The organism is Acidovorax radicis, from assembly GCF_020510705.1.
Classification (GTDB): Bacteria; Pseudomonadota; Gammaproteobacteria; order Burkholderiales; family Burkholderiaceae_C; genus Acidovorax; species Acidovorax radicis_A.
The window spans coordinates 4,050,990-4,070,075 of record NZ_CP075184.1 but is presented as its reverse complement, the minus strand read 5'-3'; the positions used below and the strand labels follow the sequence as shown (position 1 = coordinate 4,070,075).

Genomic DNA, 19,086 nt, shown 5'->3' with positions numbered 1-19,086 from the left:
AGACATCCGCACCGCATTCATAAACAAGGACATCGTCATGGGAAAAACTACCGGCTTCATGGAATACGAGCGCATCGAAGAGGGCTACAAGCCCGTGCCCGAGCGCCTGAAGCACTACAAGGAATTCGTCATTGGCCTCGATGAGAGCCAGGCCAAGGTGCAAGCTGCGCGCTGCATGGACTGCGGCACGCCGTTTTGCAACAACGGCTGCCCGGTGAACAACATCATTCCGGACTTCAATGATCTGGTGTATCACGCCGACTGGAAGAGCGCGATCGAGGTGCTGCACAGCACCAACAACTTCCCCGAGTTCACCGGCCGCATCTGCCCCGCGCCCTGCGAGGCGGCATGCGTGCTCAACGTGAACGACGACGCGGTGGGCATCAAATCCATCGAACACGCGATCATCGACCGTGCCTGGCAGGAAGGCTGGGTGCAGCCCCGTGTGGCCAAGCACAAGACCGGCAAGAAGGTGGCCGTGGTGGGCTCCGGCCCCGCCGGCATGGCGGCAGCCCAGCAGCTGGCGCGTGCAGGCCACAGCGTCACGCTGTTTGAAAAGAACGACCGCGTGGGTGGGCTGCTGCGCTATGGCATCCCCGACTTCAAGATGGAGAAGTCGCACATTGACCGCCGCGTCAAGCAGCTCGAAGCCGAAGGCGTGGTCGTTCGCACCAGCGTGTTCGTGGGCGCTGCCAAGGACGGCCTGGGCAAGGATTCCAAGGTCACCAACTGGGCCAAGGAAACCATCACGCCTGAGCAGTTGAACAAAGAGTTCGACGCCGTGCTGCTGACCGGCGGCGCCGAGCAGTCGCGCGACCTGCCCGTGCCCGGCCGTGACCTGGATGGCGTTCACTTCGCCATGGAGTTTCTGCCCCAGCAGAACAAAGTCAACGCGGGCGACAAGCTCAAGGGCCAGCTGCGCGCCGACGGCAAGCATGTGATTGTGATTGGTGGCGGCGACACGGGCAGCGACTGCGTGGGCACCAGCAATCGCCACGGCGCTGCCAGCGTCACGCAGTTCGAGCTCATGCCTCAGCCGCCCGCAGTGGAAAACCGCCCCATGACCTGGCCTTACTGGCCGATCAAGCTGCGCACCAGCTCCAGCCACGAAGAAGGGTGTGAGCGCGAGTTCGCCATTTCCACCAAAGAGCTCGTCGGTGAAAAGGGCAAGGTCACCGGCCTCAAGACTGTCCGGGTGGAATGGAAAGACGGCAAGATGGTCGAGGTCGCGGGGTCCGAGAAGATCCTCAAGGCCGACTTGGTTCTGCTGGCCATGGGCTTCGTGAGCCCGGTCGCTGCGGTGCTTGAGGCCTTTGGTGTGGATAAGGATGCCCGAGGCAATGCCCGTGCCACCACGGAGTTCGACGGTGGTTATGCCACCAACGTACCCAAGGTGTTTGCTGCCGGCGACATTCGCCGGGGCCAGTCGTTGGTGGTCTGGGCGATTCGCGAGGGGCGCCAGGCTGCGCGTTCAGTGGATGAGTTCCTGATGGGCTATTCCGACCTGCCGCGTTGATGGGCCGCAGGCTCGCCCGCTGACGGCGGGTCTGTCCATTCAGAACGGCGCCTGCGGGCGCCGTTTTTTTATGCGACTGGGTTCTTCTTGCTCGGAACCTGTGGGTCTGGCGCATCAGCCCACAAGACCCCGCAAGCCGAGTTTGTGCTTTGTTGGCACAATCGGTAGCTCTGTCAATTCGGGGTTGCCTGCGGTCAGGGCGCCCGGCTACGTCGGATGACGATGCGATAAATTACAAACATACATGTATGTATGTATATCTCTTCGGCTACCATCGCTGCTGTTTTGGGCTTGCCATGGTGGGTGAGCGAGCCGTTCAAGTCCCGAAATTCCCGAACCTTTTCTTTGCATGCCTGAGTCCTCTCTTCTCGCCGAACTGCGCAACGTCACGTTTTCTTACGGTGACCGCGTGGTCTTGCGTGACCTCAGCCTGGCGATTCCCCGCGGCAAGGTGACTGCGCTCATGGGCGCATCGGGTGGGGGTAAAACCACGGTGCTGCGCCTGATTGGCGGACAGTACAAGGCCCAGGGTGGCCAGGTGCTGTTTGACGGTCAGGATGTGGGGCACATGAATGGGACGCAACTGTATGCCGCCCGGCGGCGCATGGGCATGTTGTTCCAGTTTGGCGCGCTGTTTACCGATCTCAATGTGTTCGAGAACGTCGCGTTTCCGCTGCGAGAGCACACAGATCTGTCTCCCGCGTTGATCCGCGATGTGGTGCTGATGAAGCTGCATGCCGTGGGGCTTCGGGGGGCGCGAGACCTGATGCCGAGCCAGATATCCGGCGGCATGGCGCGTCGCGTCGCCCTGGCTCGTGCGATTGCGCTGGACCCGGAACTGGTCATGTACGACGAGCCATTTGCGGGCCTTGATCCCATTTCGCTGGGCACTGCGGCGCAGCTCATTCGCCAGCTCAACAATGCCATGGGGCTCACCAGCATCGTGGTGTCGCATGATCTGGAGGAAACCTTCCGGTTGGCAGACCACGTCATCATTCTGGGGCCAGGCGTTGTCGCGGCGCAAGGCACGCCCGACGAGGTGCGCGCCAGCCGCGACCCCCTGGTGCATCAGTTTGTGAATGCGCTACCCACCGGGCCCGTGCCTTTTCATTACCCTGGTCCGGGGCTGGCAGAGGATTTTGGACCGGTAGGAGGGCGTACACAGTGAGCTGGTACAAACCTTCCGATGCAGGGTTTGCCGTGCGCCAGAAGTTGGCTGACATCGGCATGGCTGCCCGCCTTTTCGCCCGGCTCGTGCGCATGGGTGGTGCCGCCTTCCTGCGGCCCGCGCTAGTGCGTGAGCAAATTCATTTTCTGGGCAACTACTCGCTGGCCATCATTGCGGTATCAGGCCTGTTTGTGGGCTTTGTGCTGGGGCTGCAGGGCTACTACACGCTGCAGCGCTACGGCTCGTCCGAGGCGCTGGGGCTGCTGGTGGCCTTGTCACTGGTGCGTGAGCTCGGGCCTGTGATCACTGCCCTGCTGTTTGCGGGCCGTGCGGGGACGTCGCTCACGGCAGAGATCGGGCTGATGCGCGCGGGCGAGCAATTGAGTGCGATGGAAATGATGGCGGTGGACCCGGTCCAGCGCATTCTGGCCCCCCGTTTCTGGGCCGGTGTCATCGCCATGCCTGTCCTGGCCACGGTGTTCAGTGCGGTGGGGGTGATTGGCGGCTGGGTGGTTGGCGTGCTCATGATCGGCATTGACGCGGGGAGCTTCTGGAGCCAGATGCAGGGCGGTGTGGATGTCTGGAGTGATCTGGGCAATGGCGTGGTCAAAAGTGTGGTTTTCGGATTCACGGTGACCTTTGTGGCGTTGCTGCAGGGGTATACGGCCAAACCCACGCCCGAAGGTGTGTCGCGCGCCACCACACGCACGGTGGTGATGGCCTCCCTGGCGGTGTTGGCGCTGGACTTTGTGCTCACCACCCTGATGTTCAGTATCTGACGCCAGCGATGCGCGCGTCTGAAGGAATCAAAAACAATGCAACGTTCCAAAAATGATTTGTGGGTAGGGCTTTTTGTCTTGTTGGGGGCCGCTGCGCTTGTTTTTCTGGCGCTGCAGTCGGCCAATTTGCTGAGTCTTAACTTCCAGTCGGGTTATCAGATCGTGGCCCGCTTTGACAACATCGGGGGGCTCAAGCCCAAGGCTGCCGTGCGCAGCGCCGGGGTGGTCGTGGGGCGCGTGGAGTCGATTGCGTTCGACGACAAGACTTTCCAGGCCAGGGTCACGCTGTCCATGGAAGACCGCTATCAGTTTCCGAAAGACAGCTCTTTGAAGATTCTCACCAGCGGCCTTCTGGGCGAGCAGTACATCGGCATCGAAGCGGGTGCAGACGAGAAAAACCTCGCCGCTGGCGACGTGGTCACCGCGACCCAGTCGGCGGTGGTGCTCGAAAACCTCATTGGACAATTTCTTTACAGCAAAGCCGAAGACGGCGGGAAGCCTGCGGGGGCAGGGAGCAATAAATGACGAACTCGAATGACACCGCCCGCGCCCATCGCGCGGGCAACGCCGTGTTGGCGCAACGCTGGTTGGCGTGGGGTGGCCTGCTTTTGGGCGCTGCGCTGCTGGCAGGATGCGCCACCGTCGCCCAGCCCGACCCGAACGATCCGCTGGAGTCCTACAACCGGAGCATGACGAACTTCAATGAGCAGGTGGATGCCATGGTTCTCAAGCCGGTGGCGACGGCTTACAAGGAGATCACGCCTGCCCCGGTGCGTACGGGCGTCAGCAACTTTTTTGCGAACATTGGAGACGCTTGGTCTTTTGTGAACAATGTGCTGCAGTTGCGGGGCGAAGCCGCCGCATCCAGCTTCATGCGCGTCAATGTCAACACGATCTTCGGCCTTGGTGGTGTGCTCGACGTTGCCAGTGAGCTCGGGATTGACCGCTACAAGCAGGACTTTGGCCTGACGCTGGGACGCTGGGGCGTGGGAACGGGCCCGTATGTGGTGCTGCCGATTCTGGGGCCCTCCACACTGCGCGACACGTTGGCATTGCCGGTGGACATGAAAGGCAATCTGGTGCGCTACGTAGACCCGGTTGCCGCGCGCAATTCGCTCTATGCCTTGCGGGCCGTGGATGTGCGAGCCAACCTGCTGCGGGCCGGCTCGGTGCTCGACAGTGCGGCGCTCGATAAATACAGCTTTACGCGCGATGTGTACCTGCAGGTGCGCGGCAGCCAGGTAGACGCAGCACAAAGAGGCAACGGCCAGATCGATGTGGACTCCCATGACGGCGTGTTGCCTGAAGAGCCTGCGCGCTGACCCATTGCCTTGCAGCCGGTGGCGCCGTGGCCGCACAAGCCGTGGTGGCCACCGCAGAGCGTGTTGCACTTGCTTGCAACACGCAACAGCGGCGACGCAACGCGCCGCACCGTTGCTACCACAATGAATTTCAGGGGCCAGGCCCCGCTACGGATGGAGAGCAAAAAATCATGATGAATCGACGTAACTTGGGGCGTGTTGCCCTGTGCACCGCCGCTGTGGTGTCGCTCGGACTGCCGTTTTCGGCCTTTGCGGCCGATGAGGCCCCCGACGCGCTGATCAAGCGCCTGTCCATCGATGTGCTCAACACGGTCAAATCCGACAAAGCCATCCAGGCCGGTGATTTGTCCAAGGTGATTGCGCTGGTGGACAAGACCGTGATGCCCAACGTGAACTTCCGGCGGATGACGGCAGCCGCTGTGGGCCCGGGCTGGCGAAAGGCCACCCCTGAGCAGCAAAAGCGGCTGCAGGAAGAATTCAAGGTGTTGCTGGTGCGCACCTATGCAGGCGCGCTGGCGCAGGTCAATGATCAGACCATCCAGGTCAAACCCCTGCGTGCTGCCGCCGAAGACAAGGACGTGCTTGTGCGCACCGAGATCGTGGGTCGGGGCGATCCGATTCAGCTTGACTACCGCCTTGAAAAGACGCCGGGCGATGGTGCTGGCTGGAAGATCTACAACCTCAACGTGTTGGGTGTCTGGCTGGTGGAAACATACAAGGGGCAATTCGCGCAGGAGATCAACGCCGCCAATCCTGCCGTGAACGGCTATGACAAGGCCCTGGACCGGCTGATCGAAACGCTGGCGGCTCGTAATAAGACCAATGCGACGGCCAAGGGCTGAGGCCACGGTGCCGGTTGTCTCCATGCTGGTACTGCCCGCCGAACTCACCCATAACCAGGCCACCGCAAGCCTGGGCATGCTCATGCACGGCCTGCGCGCAAACCGCGAGCCGACCGTGGTGGTCGATGCACGGGCGCTCACGGTGTTTGATTCCTCGGCGCTGGCGGTGCTGCTGGAGTGCCGGCGCGAAGCGCTGTCCGAAGGCAAACAATTTGCGGTGCAGGGTCTGCCGCAGGCACTGGCCGCCATGGCAACGCTTTATGGGGTGGACGTTCTGCTCGCCCCCCCCCCTGCGGCCCACGCCTGAGTCTCGGTGCGCAGGGCGCGCGCATGTGCACATTGGCACCGAGCGTTTGGAGCGGCGCCTGGGGGCTTCTTGGGCCGGGGCCCGCGTGGCGCTGGGCAAGGCCTTAAAATCAAAGGCTTCATGCCCGCAGTCTCATTCCAAGCCATCTCCAAGACCTTTGCCACACCCAAAGGCCCCTTCAAGGCACTGAACCAGGTCAGCCTGGACATCGAAGAAGGCGAATTCTTCGGGCTTCTCGGTCCCAACGGGGCAGGCAAAACCACCCTCATCAGCATTTTGTCGGGCTTGGCGCGCGCTACGCAAGGACGGGTGCTGGTGCAGGGCAGTGACGTGCAGGCAAACTTTGCCGATGCGCGACGCAAGCTGGGCGTGGTGCCCCAGGAGTTGGTGTTCGATCCGTTTTTCAACGTGCGCGAGGCACTGCGTTTCCAGTCCGGTTACTTCGGTGTCAAGAACAACGATGCCTGGATCGACGAGTTGCTGGAGAACCTGGGCCTCACGGACAAGGCCAATGCCAACATGCGGCAGCTTTCCGGCGGCATGAAACGTCGGGTGCTGGTGGCCCAGGCCCTGGTGCACAAACCCCCCATCATCGTGCTCGACGAGCCCACGGCCGGTGTCGACGTGGAGCTGCGCCAGACTCTGTGGCACTTCGTTGCGCGCCTGAACAAGCAAGGCCACACGGTGCTGCTGACCACCCATTACCTCGAAGAGGCTGAAGCCCTGTGTGGCCGCATTGCCATGCTCAAGGCCGGGCAGATCGTGGCGCTCAGCCGCACGTCTGATTTGCTCAAGGCGGCGTCTGGCAGTGTGCTGCAGTTCAAGACCGACGCCGTGCTGCCCCCGGCGCAGGCTGCGCTGGCGCGGGTGACGGGCCGCATTGTGCAGTTGCCCGCACACGATGCCGTTGACATCGAAAACCACCTTGCTGCGCTGCGCGTGGCCGGGGTGGAGGTGCACGACATGGAAATCCGCCGCCCTGATCTGGAGGACGTGTTTCTGCAGGTGATGGCCGGTACGTCCGAATCCAACCTGGCCCATCGTGGGGGTGCAGCATGACCGGCTGGAAAACACTTTTCTACAAGGAAGTCCTGCGGTTTTGGAAAGTGGGCTTTCAGACCGTGGCGGCGCCGGTGGTCACTGCGGTGCTCTACCTGCTGATTTTTGGCCATGTGCTCGAAGGCCATGTGACGGTGTACGACCGCATCAGTTACACCGCTTTTCTGGTGCCGGGGCTGGTGATGATGAGCGTGTTGCAGAACGCGTTTGCCAACAGCTCATCGAGTCTCATTCAGAGCAAGATCATGGGCAGCCTGGTGTTCATTTTGCTCACTCCGTTGTCGCACTGGGCGTGGTTTGTGGCGTATGTGGGTTCTTCGGTGGTGCGTGGTCTGATGGTGGGGCTGGGCGTTTTCATCATCACGCTGGCTTTTGCGCGTCCTGAATTTGCCGCGCCCGTGTGGATTCTCGTTTTTGCGTTGCTGGGCGCTGCCTTGTTGGCCACGCTGGGTCTGATTGCCGGGCTGTGGGCAGACAAGTTTGACCAGATGGCGGCGTTTCAGAATTTCATCATCGTGCCCATGACCTTTCTGTCGGGTGTGTTCTATTCCATTCAGTCGCTGCCCCCGTTCTGGCAGGCTGTGAGCCATCTCAACCCGTTTTTCTACATGATTGACGGATTCCGCTATGGCTTTTTTGGCCAGAGCGACACTTCGCCCTGGCTGAGCCTGTCCATCGTCGGCATGGCGTGGCTGGCCGTGAGTTTTCTCGCCGTGCACCTGTTGCGCACGGGTTACAAGATCCGCAACTGAATTTTTATCGCCATGACCGCAGAAGACCTCAAGAACCTCATCGCCGCCGGGCTCGTATGCGACCACATCACGCTCGAGGGCGATGGGCGCCACTGGTATGCGACCATCGTGTCGCCCGAGTTTGAGGGCAAGCGCCCCATCCAGCGGCACCAGCGCGTGTATGCCACGCTGGGCGCCAAAATGCACACCGATGAAGTGCATGCCTTGTCGATGAAAACCTTCACGCCGGCTGAATGGGCATCGCAGGCGCCCTGAGTGTTGGCAATGTTTGCTCATTAATTGATAGCTGCTTACGCTTGTGGAATAAGCGCTAGCGGTGTTTTTTGCTCTTATTTTTGGTGATCTGAGATGGACAAACTCCTGATTCGCGGCGGGCGCGCTTTGCACGGCGAGGTGCTGGTGTCTGGCGCCAAGAACGCAGCCCTGCCGGAGTTGTGTGCTGCGTTGCTCACGGCAGAGCCCGTGACCTTGCTCAACGTGCCCCAGCTGCAGGATGTGAGCACCATGCTCAAGCTCATTCGCAACATGGGCGTGGCCGCAGAGCGCGCCAGCGACGGCACGGTGCGCATCGACGCGAGCGGCCTCAATACCCCCGAGGCCCCTTACGAACTCGTCAAGACCATGCGTGCGTCGGTGTTGGCCTTGGGCCCGCTGCTGGCCCGTTTTGGCGAAGCTACCGTGTCGCTGCCTGGCGGTTGCGCGATTGGCTCGCGCCCGGTGGATCAGCACATCAAGGGCATGGCTGCCATGGGGGCCGAGATCGTGGTCGAGCACGGCTACATGATTGCCAAATTGCCCCAGGGCTGGACGCGCCTCAAGGGCGCCCGCATCACCACCGACATGGTCACCGTCACAGGCACTGAAAACCTGATGATGGCCGCCACGCTGGCAGAGGGCGAGACGGTGCTCGAAAACGCGGCGCAGGAGCCTGAAATTTCGGACTTGGCCGAGATGCTGATCGCCATGGGCGCACACATCGAAGGCCATGGCACCAGCCGTATCCGCATCGAAGGCGTCGAGCGCCTGCATGGCTGCACCCATCGCGTGGTGGCCGATCGTATCGAGGCCGGCACCTTTTTGTGCGCCGTGGCTGCTGCAGGCGGTGACGTGGTGCTGCGCCACGGCCGGGCCGACCACCTGGACGCCGTGATCGACAAGTTGCGCGAGGCTGGTGTGCAGGTGCAGGCCGTCGAAGGCGGCATCCGCGTGCAAAGTGCGGGCGGCAACACCCTCAAGGCGCAAGGCTTTCGCACCACTGAATACCCAGGGTTTCCTACCGACATGCAGGCCCAATTCATGGCGCTGAACTGCATTGCGCAAGGCATGGCCACCGTCGCCGAAACGATTTTTGAAAACCGATTCATGCACGTCAATGAGCTAGTGCGCCTGGGTGCGAAGATCCAAGTCGATGGCAAGGTGGCCGTGATCGAAGGCGTGGGTTCCACCACCAGCCGTTTGTCGGGCGCCACCGTGATGGCCACCGACCTGCGCGCCTCGGCCAGCCTGGTTATCGCGGGCCTGGTGGCCGACGGCGAAACCGTGGTGGACCGCATCTACCATCTGGACCGCGGCTACGACTGCATGGAAGCCAAACTGCGCGGCATTGGCGCGGACATCGAACGGATCACCGCATGACCATGATCACCCTGGCGCTTTCCAAAGGCCGTATTTTTGAAGAAACGCTGCCGCTGCTGGCCGCAGCCGGTATCGAGGTGCTTGAAGACCCCGAGAAGTCGCGCAAGCTCATCCTGCCCACCAACCAACCCAACGTGCGCGTGGTGCTGGTGCGTGCCACCGACGTGCCCACCTATGTGCAGTACGGAGGTGCCGACATCGGCGTGACCGGCAAGGACACACTCATTGAGCACGGAGGCCAGGGCCTGTACCAGCCGCTGGACCTGCGCATTGCCAAGTGCCGCGTGAGCGTGGCCGTGCGCAACGACTTTGACTACGAGCGCGCCGTCAAGCAGGGCTCGCGCCTGAAGGTCGCCACCAAATACACCAGCATCGCCCGCGACTTCTTCGCGACCAAAGGCGTGCATGTGGACATGGTCAAGCTCTACGGCAGCATGGAACTGGCGCCGCTCATCGGGCTGGCCGATGCCATCGTCGATCTGGTCTCCACCGGCAACACGCTCAAGGCCAACCACCTGGTAGAGGTTGAACGCATCATGGACATCAGCTCCTACCTCGTGGTCAACCAGGCCGCGCTCAAGCTCAAGCAGGCGCCGCTGCGCCGCATCATCGATGCGTTTGCCTCGGCCATACCGGCCGAAAAGAACTGACCTTCATCCCAACGACTGACACTATGACTTTGGTAGCTGCTCCCGCCCGTCTGTCCACCGCTGCGGCCACTTTTGAGGCTGAATTTGCAGCCCGCCTGCATTGGTCTGCCGACACCGACGCGGCCATCGAGCAGCGCGTGGCCGATATCCTGGCGGATGTGCAAAAGCGCGGCGACGCCGCGGTGCTGGAGTACACCGCCCGCTTCGACGGCCTCAGTGCCCCCAACATGGCGGCGCTGGAGTTGACGCAAGCCGACTTCAAGGCCGCTTTCGACGCCATCCCGCAGGCCCAGCGCGACGCGCTGCAGGCCGCTGCCAAACGCGTGCGCAGCTACCACGAGGCGCAGAAGAAGGCCTCCGGCGAGAGCTGGAGCTACCGCGACGAAGACGGCACCTTGCTGGGCCAGAAGGTCACGCCGCTGGACCGCGTGGGCATCTACGTGCCAGGCGGCAAGGCCGCGTACCCGTCCAGCCTGCTGATGAACGCCATCCCTGCCCATGTGGCCGGTGTGCAGGAAATCATCATGGTTGTGCCCACGCCCGTGCGCGGCAGCGTGGCCACGGGCGGAACGGGCGAGGGCACCTCGACGAAGGGCGAGCGCAATGAGCTGGTGCTGGCAGCCGCCTATGTGGCGGGCGTCACCCGCGCCTTCACCATCGGCGGCGCGCAGGCCGTGGCCGCGCTGGCCTACGGCACGGCCAGTGTCCCCAAGGTCGACAAGATCACCGGCCCCGGCAACGCCTACGTGGCCAGCGCCAAGAAGCGCGTGTTTGGCACTGTGGGCATCGACATGATCGCGGGCCCGAGCGAGATCCTGGTGCTGGCCGACGGCAGCACGCCGCCCGACTGGGTGGCGATGGACCTCTTCAGCCAGGCCGAACACGACGAGCTGGCTCAGTCCATCCTGCTGTGCCCCGACGCCGCCTACCTCGACGCCGTGCAGCGCGAGATCGACCGCCTGCTGCCCACCATGCCGCGCGCCGAGATCATCGCCAAGAGCCTCACCGGCCGGGGCGCACTGATTCTGACGAAGGACATGGAAGAAGCCTGCGCGATCAGCAACCGCATCGCGCCCGAGCACTTGGAGGTCAGCAGCACCGACCCACACCGCTGGGAGCCGCTGCTGCGTCACGCGGGTGCGATCTTCCTCGGTGCCTACACCTCCGAAAGCCTGGGCGACTACTGCGCCGGCCCCAACCACGTGCTGCCCACCAGCGGCACGGCACGTTTCTCTTCGCCATTGGGTGTTTACGACTTCCAGAAGCGCAGCAGCCTTATCGAGGTGAGCGAGGCCGGTGCCCAGGTGCTGGGCACCATCGCCGCCGAGCTGGCCTATGGCGAGGGACTGCAGGCCCACGCGCAGGCGGCCGAGATGCGATTGAAGTAAGGTATGTCTCGCAACATTGGTCATCCTCTGTTGCGGCGGATGAAGGGTCACGTGACTCTGACATGTTCAATGTCGCACGTGCGAATCCGCAATCTCTCTCTTCAGTTTGACCCTGAGTCGCTTGAATTCGTAGCTGACTTCTCTCCTCACCGAGCAGCCGTTGAAGAGCTTGAAGCGGTAGAGGACTTCGCATCGCTGACGTTTGAAGACTTGTTTCTGTGTGATGAGGCAGGTGATTTCGAATTTACTTCGCGCTCGGCGATTGAGGTGTGTCCACAAAAGTCTTGGTCTTGGCTTTGCGACTTCTGGTTCGGACTGGAAGAGTCGGACCAGTCCAATCCATGTCTGGTCACGTTCGCGGCAGCGAATTCGGTCGTCCGGTTGGACGCGCTTACACCGCTAAGCGCGCAGCATCGCTTTCAATACCACTGGGGAATTGCGCTGTGCGATATTCCTTTGCCATACAGCGTTTTTTCCGAGGGGGCTGTGTCAGCAGTATTCTTTGACAAGCATGCTTTGGCGAGGGGTGTTCTTTGTGCATTTAGCGACTCCGATTTTTCCCAGCAAAGCGACCGCATCAAGGCCGCGCTTGAACTCGTTTGCGGGCAGCCCCTCAGTTCGGTGATGGAGCGCTCTGGGGATTCGCTGACTTTCTATGGGTTGCCAGAAAAGAGTCGTTACAACTATTTGCCACTCCTATCTAATAGAAATTTTGAACAGGCGAGCCGTCTATGCATTGCATTGATTGACGGAGTGCTAGCTTTGTCAGACGAGTACTTTGACAAGATCCGTCCTGCTCAGCAATTCACTGTTCTTGGCAAGAATTCAGCCGTGCCCGTTGAAGTGCGCTTCTTGCAGTTGATGATGTGTGTCGAGGCAATGGACGGCAAGTACACGCTCGAAACCGAGGCGTCCAGCAACTTGCTGGGTATCAGTGCAACCGCAGCTTTTTTGTTAAATAGCTTTCGACATCAACTTACGCACGGACTTGGTGGATACCAGAAGGCCTTTATTGCGGTATCGCAGAACAAGTTCCGGAATCAAGACGGCGCACTGAAACGTGCTTTGATGGAGTGCATCCCAGTTCCTCCAAAAGAGAGCGCGTCTAACTGGGAGGAGTTGAGGTCACATCGCTTGCTGCGCCCTATCGAGAATCAAATGCTTGCGATGGAACTGGCGCTGAAATCCGATGGCGTGCACACGGATCAATGCAACTTCGCGCTGTTGTGGTTGCGGTTAGCGGAGCGATTGGACGCATTCTGGTGCGCCTACCTTGGAGTGCCGCCAGAACTATCGCAAAGTCGATACTCACCCTTGCCTGTTTTGTCGCAGGTAGTTCTGGAGACTGTGGCTTCGGAACAGGAGGCTGCGAATAGCTCTGATGCGAATCGTCAAATTGACGAACTCCGAGAGAAAAATAATGCTTTGAAGGCCGAAAAGCTCGAACTTCAAAAAAGGCTGCGGGAGCAGGGGGCTCTTCTGCGGTCGTGTAGGACTGCGCTTCAGCAGGCTGTTTGCGATGCCAAGAGCTGATGACCCGGCTGTGGCCTTGGTAGTTCGTTCAACTCACACTGATGCTCCGTTTGCCAGTTGAACTGGCGCGCTCCTGAAAGGCTGCGAAACCGCGATAGTTTTTTGTGGGCATGCGGCGCCTTCTCCAGCCCGGTGTTGCGCCCAGATCAGCCGTGCAGGCCGGTGGCCTTCGGCACTCACACGCAGCCGCACGGGCCCGGTGAACGACAGGCGCTGACCCGCCTCCAGAAAATAGTCCTCCAGCAGGCCATCACAGGTCACCCAGACGCGGCCCCGTTCGACTTCGAGCAGGGCGATGTCGCCCGCACGGAAATCCAGCACCTGGACCGCCTGCAGCGGCGGCAGGGGCTGGCGCTTCCATCGCAGGTTGAGGGGCACCGCAGGCTGGGTGGGCAGCGTGGGCGACGGCGGGGTGGGGGTGTGCAGTGTGTTCATGCCTTCACTGTGCGGCCAGCGGCCGCGCGTCACCAGCCACAGGCGCGTGCGATCTGGCCCAGTACAGAACAGCGAACCAGCCCATCTGTACTGTACGCACTGGGTCGTTTCTGTACTGTCTGCTTGCCAAGGTGCCAGTACAAAATGCAGCATGGCCACCGATGACGCACCCCCGCTGTACCTTCAAATCGCCGAGCAGCTCGCGCAGCTGATCCGCAACGGCACCCTGGCGCGTGGCGAAAAGCTGCCCTCGGTGCGCGAGCTGGCGCGCCAGCACGGCGTGGCGCAGACCACGGTGGTGCAGGCCTACCACTGGTTGGAGGATGCGCGCCTGATCACCGCGCGCCCGCGCTCGGGCTTTTTTGTGGCGGCGCGGCCGGTGAGCCTGCCCGAGCCCAGCACACCGCGCCCGATGCGCCGCCCACGTGAGGTGTCAGTGGACTGGCTGGGCCAGCGCATCCTGGGGCGCAAACAGCCGGTGGACATCATCTCGTACAGCAGCGGCACGCCCGGCCCCGAGCTGTTCAACCCCGACCGCGTGCGCCGCGCCGTGGTGCGTGCCGCGCAGCGCCACCGCAACCTGCTGTGCACCTACCCCGGTTCGTCAGGCCACGAGGATGCGCGCCGTGCCCTGGCGCGCTACGCCGTCAGCCTGGGCTGTAGCCTGGACCCCGAGAACATCGTGATCACCGGTGGCTGCATGGACAGCATTGCGCTGTGCCTGCGCGCCGTGACGCAGCCGGGCGATGTGGTGGCGCTGGAGTCGCCCACGCATTTTTCGTTTCTGGAGGTGCTGCAGGGCCTGCACCTCAAGGCGCTGGAGATTCCCACCCACCCGCGCAACGGCCTCTCGCTGGATGCGCTGCAGCTGGCGCTGGACACCCAGCCGGTCAAGGCCGTGATGGTGGTGCCCACGCTCAGCAACCCGCTGGGCAGTTGCATGCCCCAGGCCGAGCGCAAGCGCCTGGTGCAGATGGCGGCGCGGCACGACATGGCGGTGATCGAGGACGCGATCTACAACGACCTGGTCGAGGTGGATGAGATGCGGCGCACCGTCAAGTCGTACGACACCACCGGCCATGTGATGCTGTGCGACTCGTTCTCCAAGACGCTGGCGCCTGGCCTGCGCCTGGGCTGGCTGGAGGCCGGCCGCTGGGCCGACAAGCTGCGCGCCATCAAGGACCTGCAGGCGGGTGGCCAGTCCGCCGTGCTGGAGCTGGCCCTGGCCGACCTCATCACCCAGGCGGGCCACGCCGCCGCCATGCGCCAGCTGCGCGCGGCCGTGGCGGCGCGCATGGACGAGGTGCGCCATGTGATTGCCGCGCACTTCCCGCAGGGTACGCGCGTGAGTGACCCGCCCGGCGGCCTGCTGCTGTGGCTGGAGCTGCCGCGCGCGCTTGATTCGGTGCAACTGCACGAAGCCTGCCTGGCCCGGCAGATCCTGATCGCACCCGGCACGGTGTTCAGCGCCAGCGGACGGTTCCGCAACTGCCTGCGCATCGGCGTGGGAGGCGACTGGACGCCCGCCCACCTGGAGGCGCTGCGCACCGTGGGTGACATGGCGTGCCAGATGCTGCAAAGCGGGGCACCCCGCAAGGCGGCTTGAATGTGGTGTTTTAATCAACACGAAGTTCGTGGCGCACGAAGTTCGTGTAATATTTAACCCATGAAAAACATCACCGTGACCATGGACGACACCGTTGCCGAATGGGTGCGCGTGGAAGCCGCCAAGCGCGGCAGCAGCGTGTCCCGCCTGCTCGGTGAATGGCTGGCCGAAAAGATGCGCCAGGAAGACGCCTACGCCCAGGCCATGCGCGAGGCGCTGGGGTTTGAGTCCTGGGGCGCGTCCAGCGGACCGTACGTGCCCCGCGAAACCCTGTTTCTGCGCTGAACGGGGCAGACCACATGGCCACCGTCCCCATCTTTGTCGATACCGAAATCCTGCTCGCCAGCGTGGACGACCGCGATGCCGAGCGACAGGCGCGGGCGCGTGAATGGATCAGCTTTTGCTGGCAGACGCGCAGCGGCCGCATCAGCTCGCAGGTGCTCAACGAGCTGTACAACCAGGCCATCCAGCGTTTTGACGGCCCCCATGTGCTGCAGCAGGTGCGCGCCCAGGTGCGCCGCCTGCGCGTGTGGCTGCCGCCGCACCTGGACTCGTACACCGTGGACGGCGCCTGGGATCTGCAGGACCGCTACCGCCTGGGCTACTGGGACGCACTCATCCTTTCGTCTGCCCACCAGCAGGGCTGCCGCTACCTGCTGACCGAGGCGCTGCCGCATGGCGAGCCCCTGGACGCCGTGCGCCCCATCAACCCGTTTCTTGTTTCCCCCAACGAACTGGACACTGCCGAATGACCCACGCTGATCCATCTTCCCCTCTCCAGGCCCTGGCCCGCATCCGCCCCGACGTGCGTGCGATGCATGCGTACGGCGTACAGCCCTCCACCGGCATGCTCAAGATGGACGCGATGGAAAACCCGTTCCGCCTGCCGGCCCATCTGCAGGCCGCGCTGGGCCAGCGCCTGGGTGGGCTTGCGCTCAACCGCTATCCCGGCGACCGCCTGCTTGATTTGAAGGCCGCTCTCGCCAAGTACGCGGGCATGCCCGAAGGCTACGGCATCGTGCTGGGCAATGGCTCGGACGAGCTCATCACCCTGCTGGCGCTGGCCTGCGCACAACCGGGCACGGGCCAACGCGCCACCATGCTCGCGCCCATGCCGGGTTTTGTGATGTACCCGCTGTCCGCACAACTGCAGGGTCTGGACTTTGTCGGCGTGCCGCTCACGCCCGACTTTGAGCTGGATGAGCCTGCCATGCTCGCTGCCATTGCCCAGCACCAACCTGCCATCACCTACATCGCCTACCCCAACAACCCCACGGCCACGCTGTGGGACGAGGGCGCGGTGCAGCGCATCATCGACGCTGCGGGCGCGCAGGGCGGCATCGTGGTCATGGACGAGGCCTACCAGCCCTTTGCCAGCCGCACCTGGATCGACCGCATGCGCGCAGAGCCCGCGCGCAACGCCCATGTGCTGCTCATGCGCACGCTCAGCAAGTTTGGCCTGGCGGGCGTGCGCCTGGGCTACCTCATCGGGCCCGCCGCATTGGTGAGCGAGATCGACAAGGTGCGCCCGCCCTACAACGTGAGCGTGCTCAACTGCGAAGCGGCCCTGTTTGCGCTGGAACATGCCGAGGTCTTCGCCGCCCAGGCTGCCGAAATCCGTGCCGAGCGCACCACACTCATCGCCGCGCTGCGCCAGATGCCAGGGGTCGAAAAGTGCTGGGACAGCGAGGCCAACATGGTCCTCTTGCGTGTGGCGGATTCCGCCAAGGCCTACGAGGGCATGAAAAACCGCAAGGTGCTGGTCAAGAACGTTTCTACAATGCACCCATTGCTGACCAACTGCCTGCGCCTGACGGTAGGCAATGCCGAAGACAACGCGCAGATGCTGGCCGCACTCCAAGCCTCCCTATGACTTCCTCCGCACTCGTACCTTCTACATCGGCTGACCCGATGGCCGACCGCATTGCCGAGGTCAGCCGCAACACCGCCGAGACGCGCATCAGCGTGCGCATCAACCTCGACGGTACCGGCCAGGCCAAGCTGCACACCGGCATCGGCTTCTTCGACCACATGCTCGACCAGATCGCCCGCCACGGCCTGATCGACCTCGACATCGATTGCGAAGGCGACCTGCACATCGACGGCCACCACACCGTGGAAGACGTGGGCATCACGCTGGGCCAAGCGTTTGCGCGCGCCGTGGGCGACAAGAAGGGCATCCGCCGCTATGGCCATGCCTACGTGCCGCTCGACGAAGCGCTGTCGCGCGTGGTGGTCGATTTCTCAGGTCGCCCCGGCCTGCACGTCGATGTGAAGTTCACCGCGGGCAGCATCGGCCAGCTCGATACACAATTGGTGTACGAGTTCTTCCAGGGCTTCGTGAACCACGCGGGCGTCACGCTGCACATCGACAACCTCAAGGGCATCAATGCCCACCACCAGTGCGAGACCATCTTCAAGGCGTTCGGGCGCACGCTGCGCGCGGCGCTGGAGCGCGATCCGCGCTCGGTGGGTGTCATCCCCTCCACCAAGGGTTCTTTGTGAGTTTTTTAATAAAATCGGGCGCTAGCGCTTGATGTATAAGCGCTGGCAGCTATGAATATGGAAGCAAAAACCGTTGCGGTCGTGGATTACGGCATGGGCAACCTGCGCTCCGTGTCGCAGGCCGTGCAGGCCGCCGCCGAGGGCACGGGCTGGACCGTGGTCGTCACCCAGCGCCCCGAAGACGTGCGCGCTGCCCAGCGCATCGTGCTGCCAGGGCAGGGCGCCATGCCCGACTGCATGCGCGAGCTGCGCGAATCGGGCCTGCAGGAATCGGTGCTCGAAGCCGCCGCCACCAAGCCGATGTTTGGCGTGTGTGTGGGCATGCAGATGCTGCTGGACCACAGTGCAGAGGGCGACACACCGGGCCTGGGGCTCATCCCTGGCGACGTGCTCAAATTCGACCTGGCAGGCCGCACCCAGCCTGATGGCAGCCGCTTCAAGGTGCCCCAGATGGGCTGGAACCAGGTGCGCCAGATGCCCCACGCCCGCCATGGTGGCGGCGTACACCCCGTGTGGGCGGGCGTGCCCGACAACAGTTACTTCTATTTTGTGCACAGTTTCTACGCTGTGCCGCAAAATTCGGCCCATTGCGCAGGGCAAACGGACTACGGCGGTTTGTTCGCTGCGGCCATTGCACGCGATAATATTTTTGCCACCCAGTTTCACCCGGAGAAAAGCGCGGAGCACGGCCTGGCCCTGTACCGCAATTTTCTGCACTGGAATCCCTGATTTTTTCTTAACCGCCACCCGTTCGGGCCGAGCTGCGTCTCGCCCTTTATCCCCCGAACTCCACCACCATGCTGCTCATTCCCGCCATCGACCTCAAGGACGGCCACTGCGTTCGCCTCAAGCAAGGCGATATGGACCAATCCACCACCTTTGGCGAAGACCCCGCCGCGATGGCCCGCAAATGGGTGGAGCAGGGTGCCCGCCGTTTGCATCTGGTGGATTTGAACGGTGCCTTTGCGGGCGTGCCGAAGAACTACACCGCCATCAAGTCCATCCTCAAAGAGGTGGGCGACGAGATCCCGGTTCAGCTGGGCGGTGGTATCCGTGATCTGGACACCATCGAGAAATACATTGACGGCGGCCTGCGCTACGTGATCATCGGCACGGCAGCGGTCAAGAACCCCGGGTTCCTGAAAGACGCGTGCAGCGCCTTTGGTGGCCACATCATCGTGGGGCTGGATGCCAAGGACGGCAAAGTCGCCACCGACGGCTGGAGCAAGCTCACCGGCCACGAAGTGGTCGACCTTGCCAAGAAGTTCGAGGACTGGGGCGTCGAATCCATCATCTACACCGACATCGGCCGCGACGGCATGCTGTCGGGCATCAACATCGACGCCACGGTGAAGCTGGCCCAGGCGCTGACCATCCCCGTCATCGCTTCGGGCGGCTTGTCGAACATGGCCGATATCGAGCAGCTTTGCGCCGTGGAGAGCGAAGGCGTCGAGGGCGTGATCTGCGGCCGCGCCATCTACAGCGGCGACCTCGACTTTGCCGCGGCCCAGGCCCGGGCCGACGCGCTGGGCGCTGCCTGATGCATTGCCGGCTGTGACGCCGGCATCGGGCGGGCGTGTTCTATTTAG

Annotated in this window: 22 protein-coding genes; 21 read left to right on the top strand and 1 reads right to left on the bottom strand. The window is 62.8% G+C overall.

Going from position 1 to position 19,086, the window contains the following annotated elements; genetic code table 11:
• Positions 1–37 precede the first annotated feature (37 nt).
• The 14 genes from KI609_RS18645 (at position 38) to KI609_RS18580 (ending at position 12,951) form a co-directional block, all read left to right on the top strand.
• Positions 38–1,516 (top strand): glutamate synthase subunit beta, encoded by a 1,479-nt coding sequence (locus KI609_RS18645; RefSeq protein WP_226445041.1) that lies wholly within the window; start codon positions 38–40, stop codon positions 1,514–1,516.
• Positions 1,517–1,865: 349 nt separating this feature from the next.
• Positions 1,866–2,684 carry an ABC transporter ATP-binding protein gene (locus KI609_RS18640; protein ID WP_226445040.1) on the top strand — a complete coding sequence of 273 codons (819 nt, stop codon included), beginning with the start codon at positions 1,866–1,868 and terminating at the stop codon, positions 2,682–2,684.
• Positions 2,681–3,463, top strand: a complete 783-nt coding sequence (gene mlaE, locus KI609_RS18635) for a lipid asymmetry maintenance ABC transporter permease subunit MlaE (RefSeq protein ID WP_226445039.1) — start codon at positions 2,681–2,683, stop codon at positions 3,461–3,463. The genes KI609_RS18640 and mlaE overlap by 4 nt, the downstream gene beginning before the upstream one ends.
• A 36-nt stretch (positions 3,464–3,499) precedes the next feature.
• A complete protein-coding gene (gene mlaD / locus KI609_RS18630; RefSeq protein WP_226445038.1) occupies positions 3,500–3,988 on the top strand; it encodes an outer membrane lipid asymmetry maintenance protein MlaD in 489 nt (162 codons plus the stop codon).
• Positions 3,985–4,785 (top strand): VacJ family lipoprotein, encoded by an 801-nt coding sequence (locus KI609_RS18625; protein ID WP_226445037.1) that lies wholly within the window; start codon positions 3,985–3,987, stop codon positions 4,783–4,785. Before mlaD ends, KI609_RS18625 begins: the two co-directional genes overlap by 4 nt.
• 170 nt (positions 4,786–4,955) lie before the next feature.
• Positions 4,956–5,627 (top strand): phospholipid-binding protein MlaC, encoded by a 672-nt coding sequence (locus KI609_RS18620; protein WP_226445036.1) that lies wholly within the window; start codon positions 4,956–4,958, stop codon positions 5,625–5,627.
• A 22-nt stretch (positions 5,628–5,649) separates the two neighbouring features.
• Positions 5,650–5,934 carry an STAS domain-containing protein gene (locus tag KI609_RS18615; RefSeq protein ID WP_226445035.1) on the top strand — a complete coding sequence of 95 codons (285 nt, stop codon included), beginning with the start codon at positions 5,650–5,652 and terminating at the stop codon, positions 5,932–5,934.
• 120 nt (positions 5,935–6,054) lie between these two features.
• Positions 6,055–6,993 (top strand): ABC transporter ATP-binding protein, encoded by a 939-nt coding sequence (locus KI609_RS18610; RefSeq protein ID WP_226445034.1) that lies wholly within the window; start codon positions 6,055–6,057, stop codon positions 6,991–6,993.
• A complete protein-coding gene (locus tag KI609_RS18605) occupies positions 6,990–7,745 on the top strand; it encodes an ABC transporter permease (protein ID WP_226445033.1) in 756 nt (251 codons plus the stop codon). Before KI609_RS18610 ends, KI609_RS18605 begins: the two co-directional genes overlap by 4 nt.
• A gap of 12 nt (positions 7,746–7,757) precedes the next feature.
• Entirely contained in the window at positions 7,758–8,000 is a 243-nt protein-coding gene (locus KI609_RS18600; protein WP_226445032.1) for a BolA family protein, read from the top strand.
• Positions 8,001–8,093: 93 nt separating this feature from the next.
• On the top strand, positions 8,094–9,380 hold the full coding sequence (murA, locus tag KI609_RS18595) for a UDP-N-acetylglucosamine 1-carboxyvinyltransferase (RefSeq protein WP_226445031.1): 1,287 nt from the start codon (positions 8,094–8,096) through the stop codon (positions 9,378–9,380).
• Between the two features lie 2 nt (positions 9,381–9,382).
• On the top strand, positions 9,383–10,030 hold the full coding sequence (hisG, locus tag KI609_RS18590) for an ATP phosphoribosyltransferase (protein ID WP_413463440.1): 648 nt from the start codon (positions 9,383–9,385) through the stop codon (positions 10,028–10,030).
• Between the two features lie 23 nt (positions 10,031–10,053).
• On the top strand, positions 10,054–11,418 hold the full coding sequence (gene hisD / locus KI609_RS18585; protein WP_226445029.1) for a histidinol dehydrogenase: 1,365 nt from the start codon (positions 10,054–10,056) through the stop codon (positions 11,416–11,418).
• A gap of 3 nt (positions 11,419–11,421) precedes the next feature.
• Complete coding sequence (locus KI609_RS18580) at positions 11,422–12,951, top strand: hypothetical protein (RefSeq protein WP_226445028.1); 1,530 nt, start codon at positions 11,422–11,424, stop codon at positions 12,949–12,951.
• Between the two features lie 33 nt (positions 12,952–12,984).
• On the opposite strand, the gene KI609_RS18575 is transcribed toward KI609_RS18580, so the two are convergent.
• Complete coding sequence (locus KI609_RS18575; RefSeq protein WP_226445027.1) at positions 12,985–13,386, bottom strand: DUF2917 domain-containing protein; 402 nt, start codon at positions 13,384–13,386, stop codon at positions 12,985–12,987.
• 151 nt (positions 13,387–13,537) lie between these two features.
• Here KI609_RS18575 and KI609_RS18570 point away from each other — a divergent pair, with 151 nt between their 5' ends.
• From KI609_RS18570 to hisA, 7 genes are all read left to right on the top strand, one after another.
• Positions 13,538–14,992 (top strand): PLP-dependent aminotransferase family protein, encoded by a 1,455-nt coding sequence (locus KI609_RS18570; protein WP_226445026.1) that lies wholly within the window; start codon positions 13,538–13,540, stop codon positions 14,990–14,992.
• 60 nt (positions 14,993–15,052) lie between these two features.
• Positions 15,053–15,277, top strand: a complete 225-nt coding sequence (locus KI609_RS18565) for a hypothetical protein (RefSeq protein ID WP_015012682.1) — start codon at positions 15,053–15,055, stop codon at positions 15,275–15,277.
• A 14-nt stretch (positions 15,278–15,291) separates the two neighbouring features.
• Positions 15,292–15,744: a PIN domain-containing protein gene (locus tag KI609_RS18560; protein WP_226445025.1), complete on the top strand. Its 453-nt coding sequence runs from the start codon at positions 15,292–15,294 to the stop codon at positions 15,742–15,744.
• Entirely contained in the window at positions 15,741–16,865 is a 1,125-nt protein-coding gene (hisC, locus tag KI609_RS18555; RefSeq protein ID WP_226445024.1) for a histidinol-phosphate transaminase, read from the top strand. The genes KI609_RS18560 and hisC overlap by 4 nt, the downstream gene beginning before the upstream one ends.
• Positions 16,862–17,497, top strand: coding sequence for an imidazoleglycerol-phosphate dehydratase HisB (hisB, locus tag KI609_RS18550; RefSeq protein WP_226445023.1), 636 nt, complete (start codon positions 16,862–16,864; stop codon positions 17,495–17,497). Before hisC ends, hisB begins: the two co-directional genes overlap by 4 nt.
• Positions 17,498–17,548: 51 nt before the next feature.
• Complete coding sequence (gene hisH / locus KI609_RS18545; RefSeq protein ID WP_226445022.1) at positions 17,549–18,226, top strand: imidazole glycerol phosphate synthase subunit HisH; 678 nt, start codon at positions 17,549–17,551, stop codon at positions 18,224–18,226.
• 68 nt (positions 18,227–18,294) lie between these two features.
• Positions 18,295–19,038 carry a 1-(5-phosphoribosyl)-5-[(5-phosphoribosylamino)methylideneamino]imidazole-4-carboxamide isomerase gene (gene hisA / locus KI609_RS18540; protein WP_226445021.1) on the top strand — a complete coding sequence of 248 codons (744 nt, stop codon included), beginning with the start codon at positions 18,295–18,297 and terminating at the stop codon, positions 19,036–19,038.
• Positions 19,039–19,086: the final 48 nt, after the last annotated feature.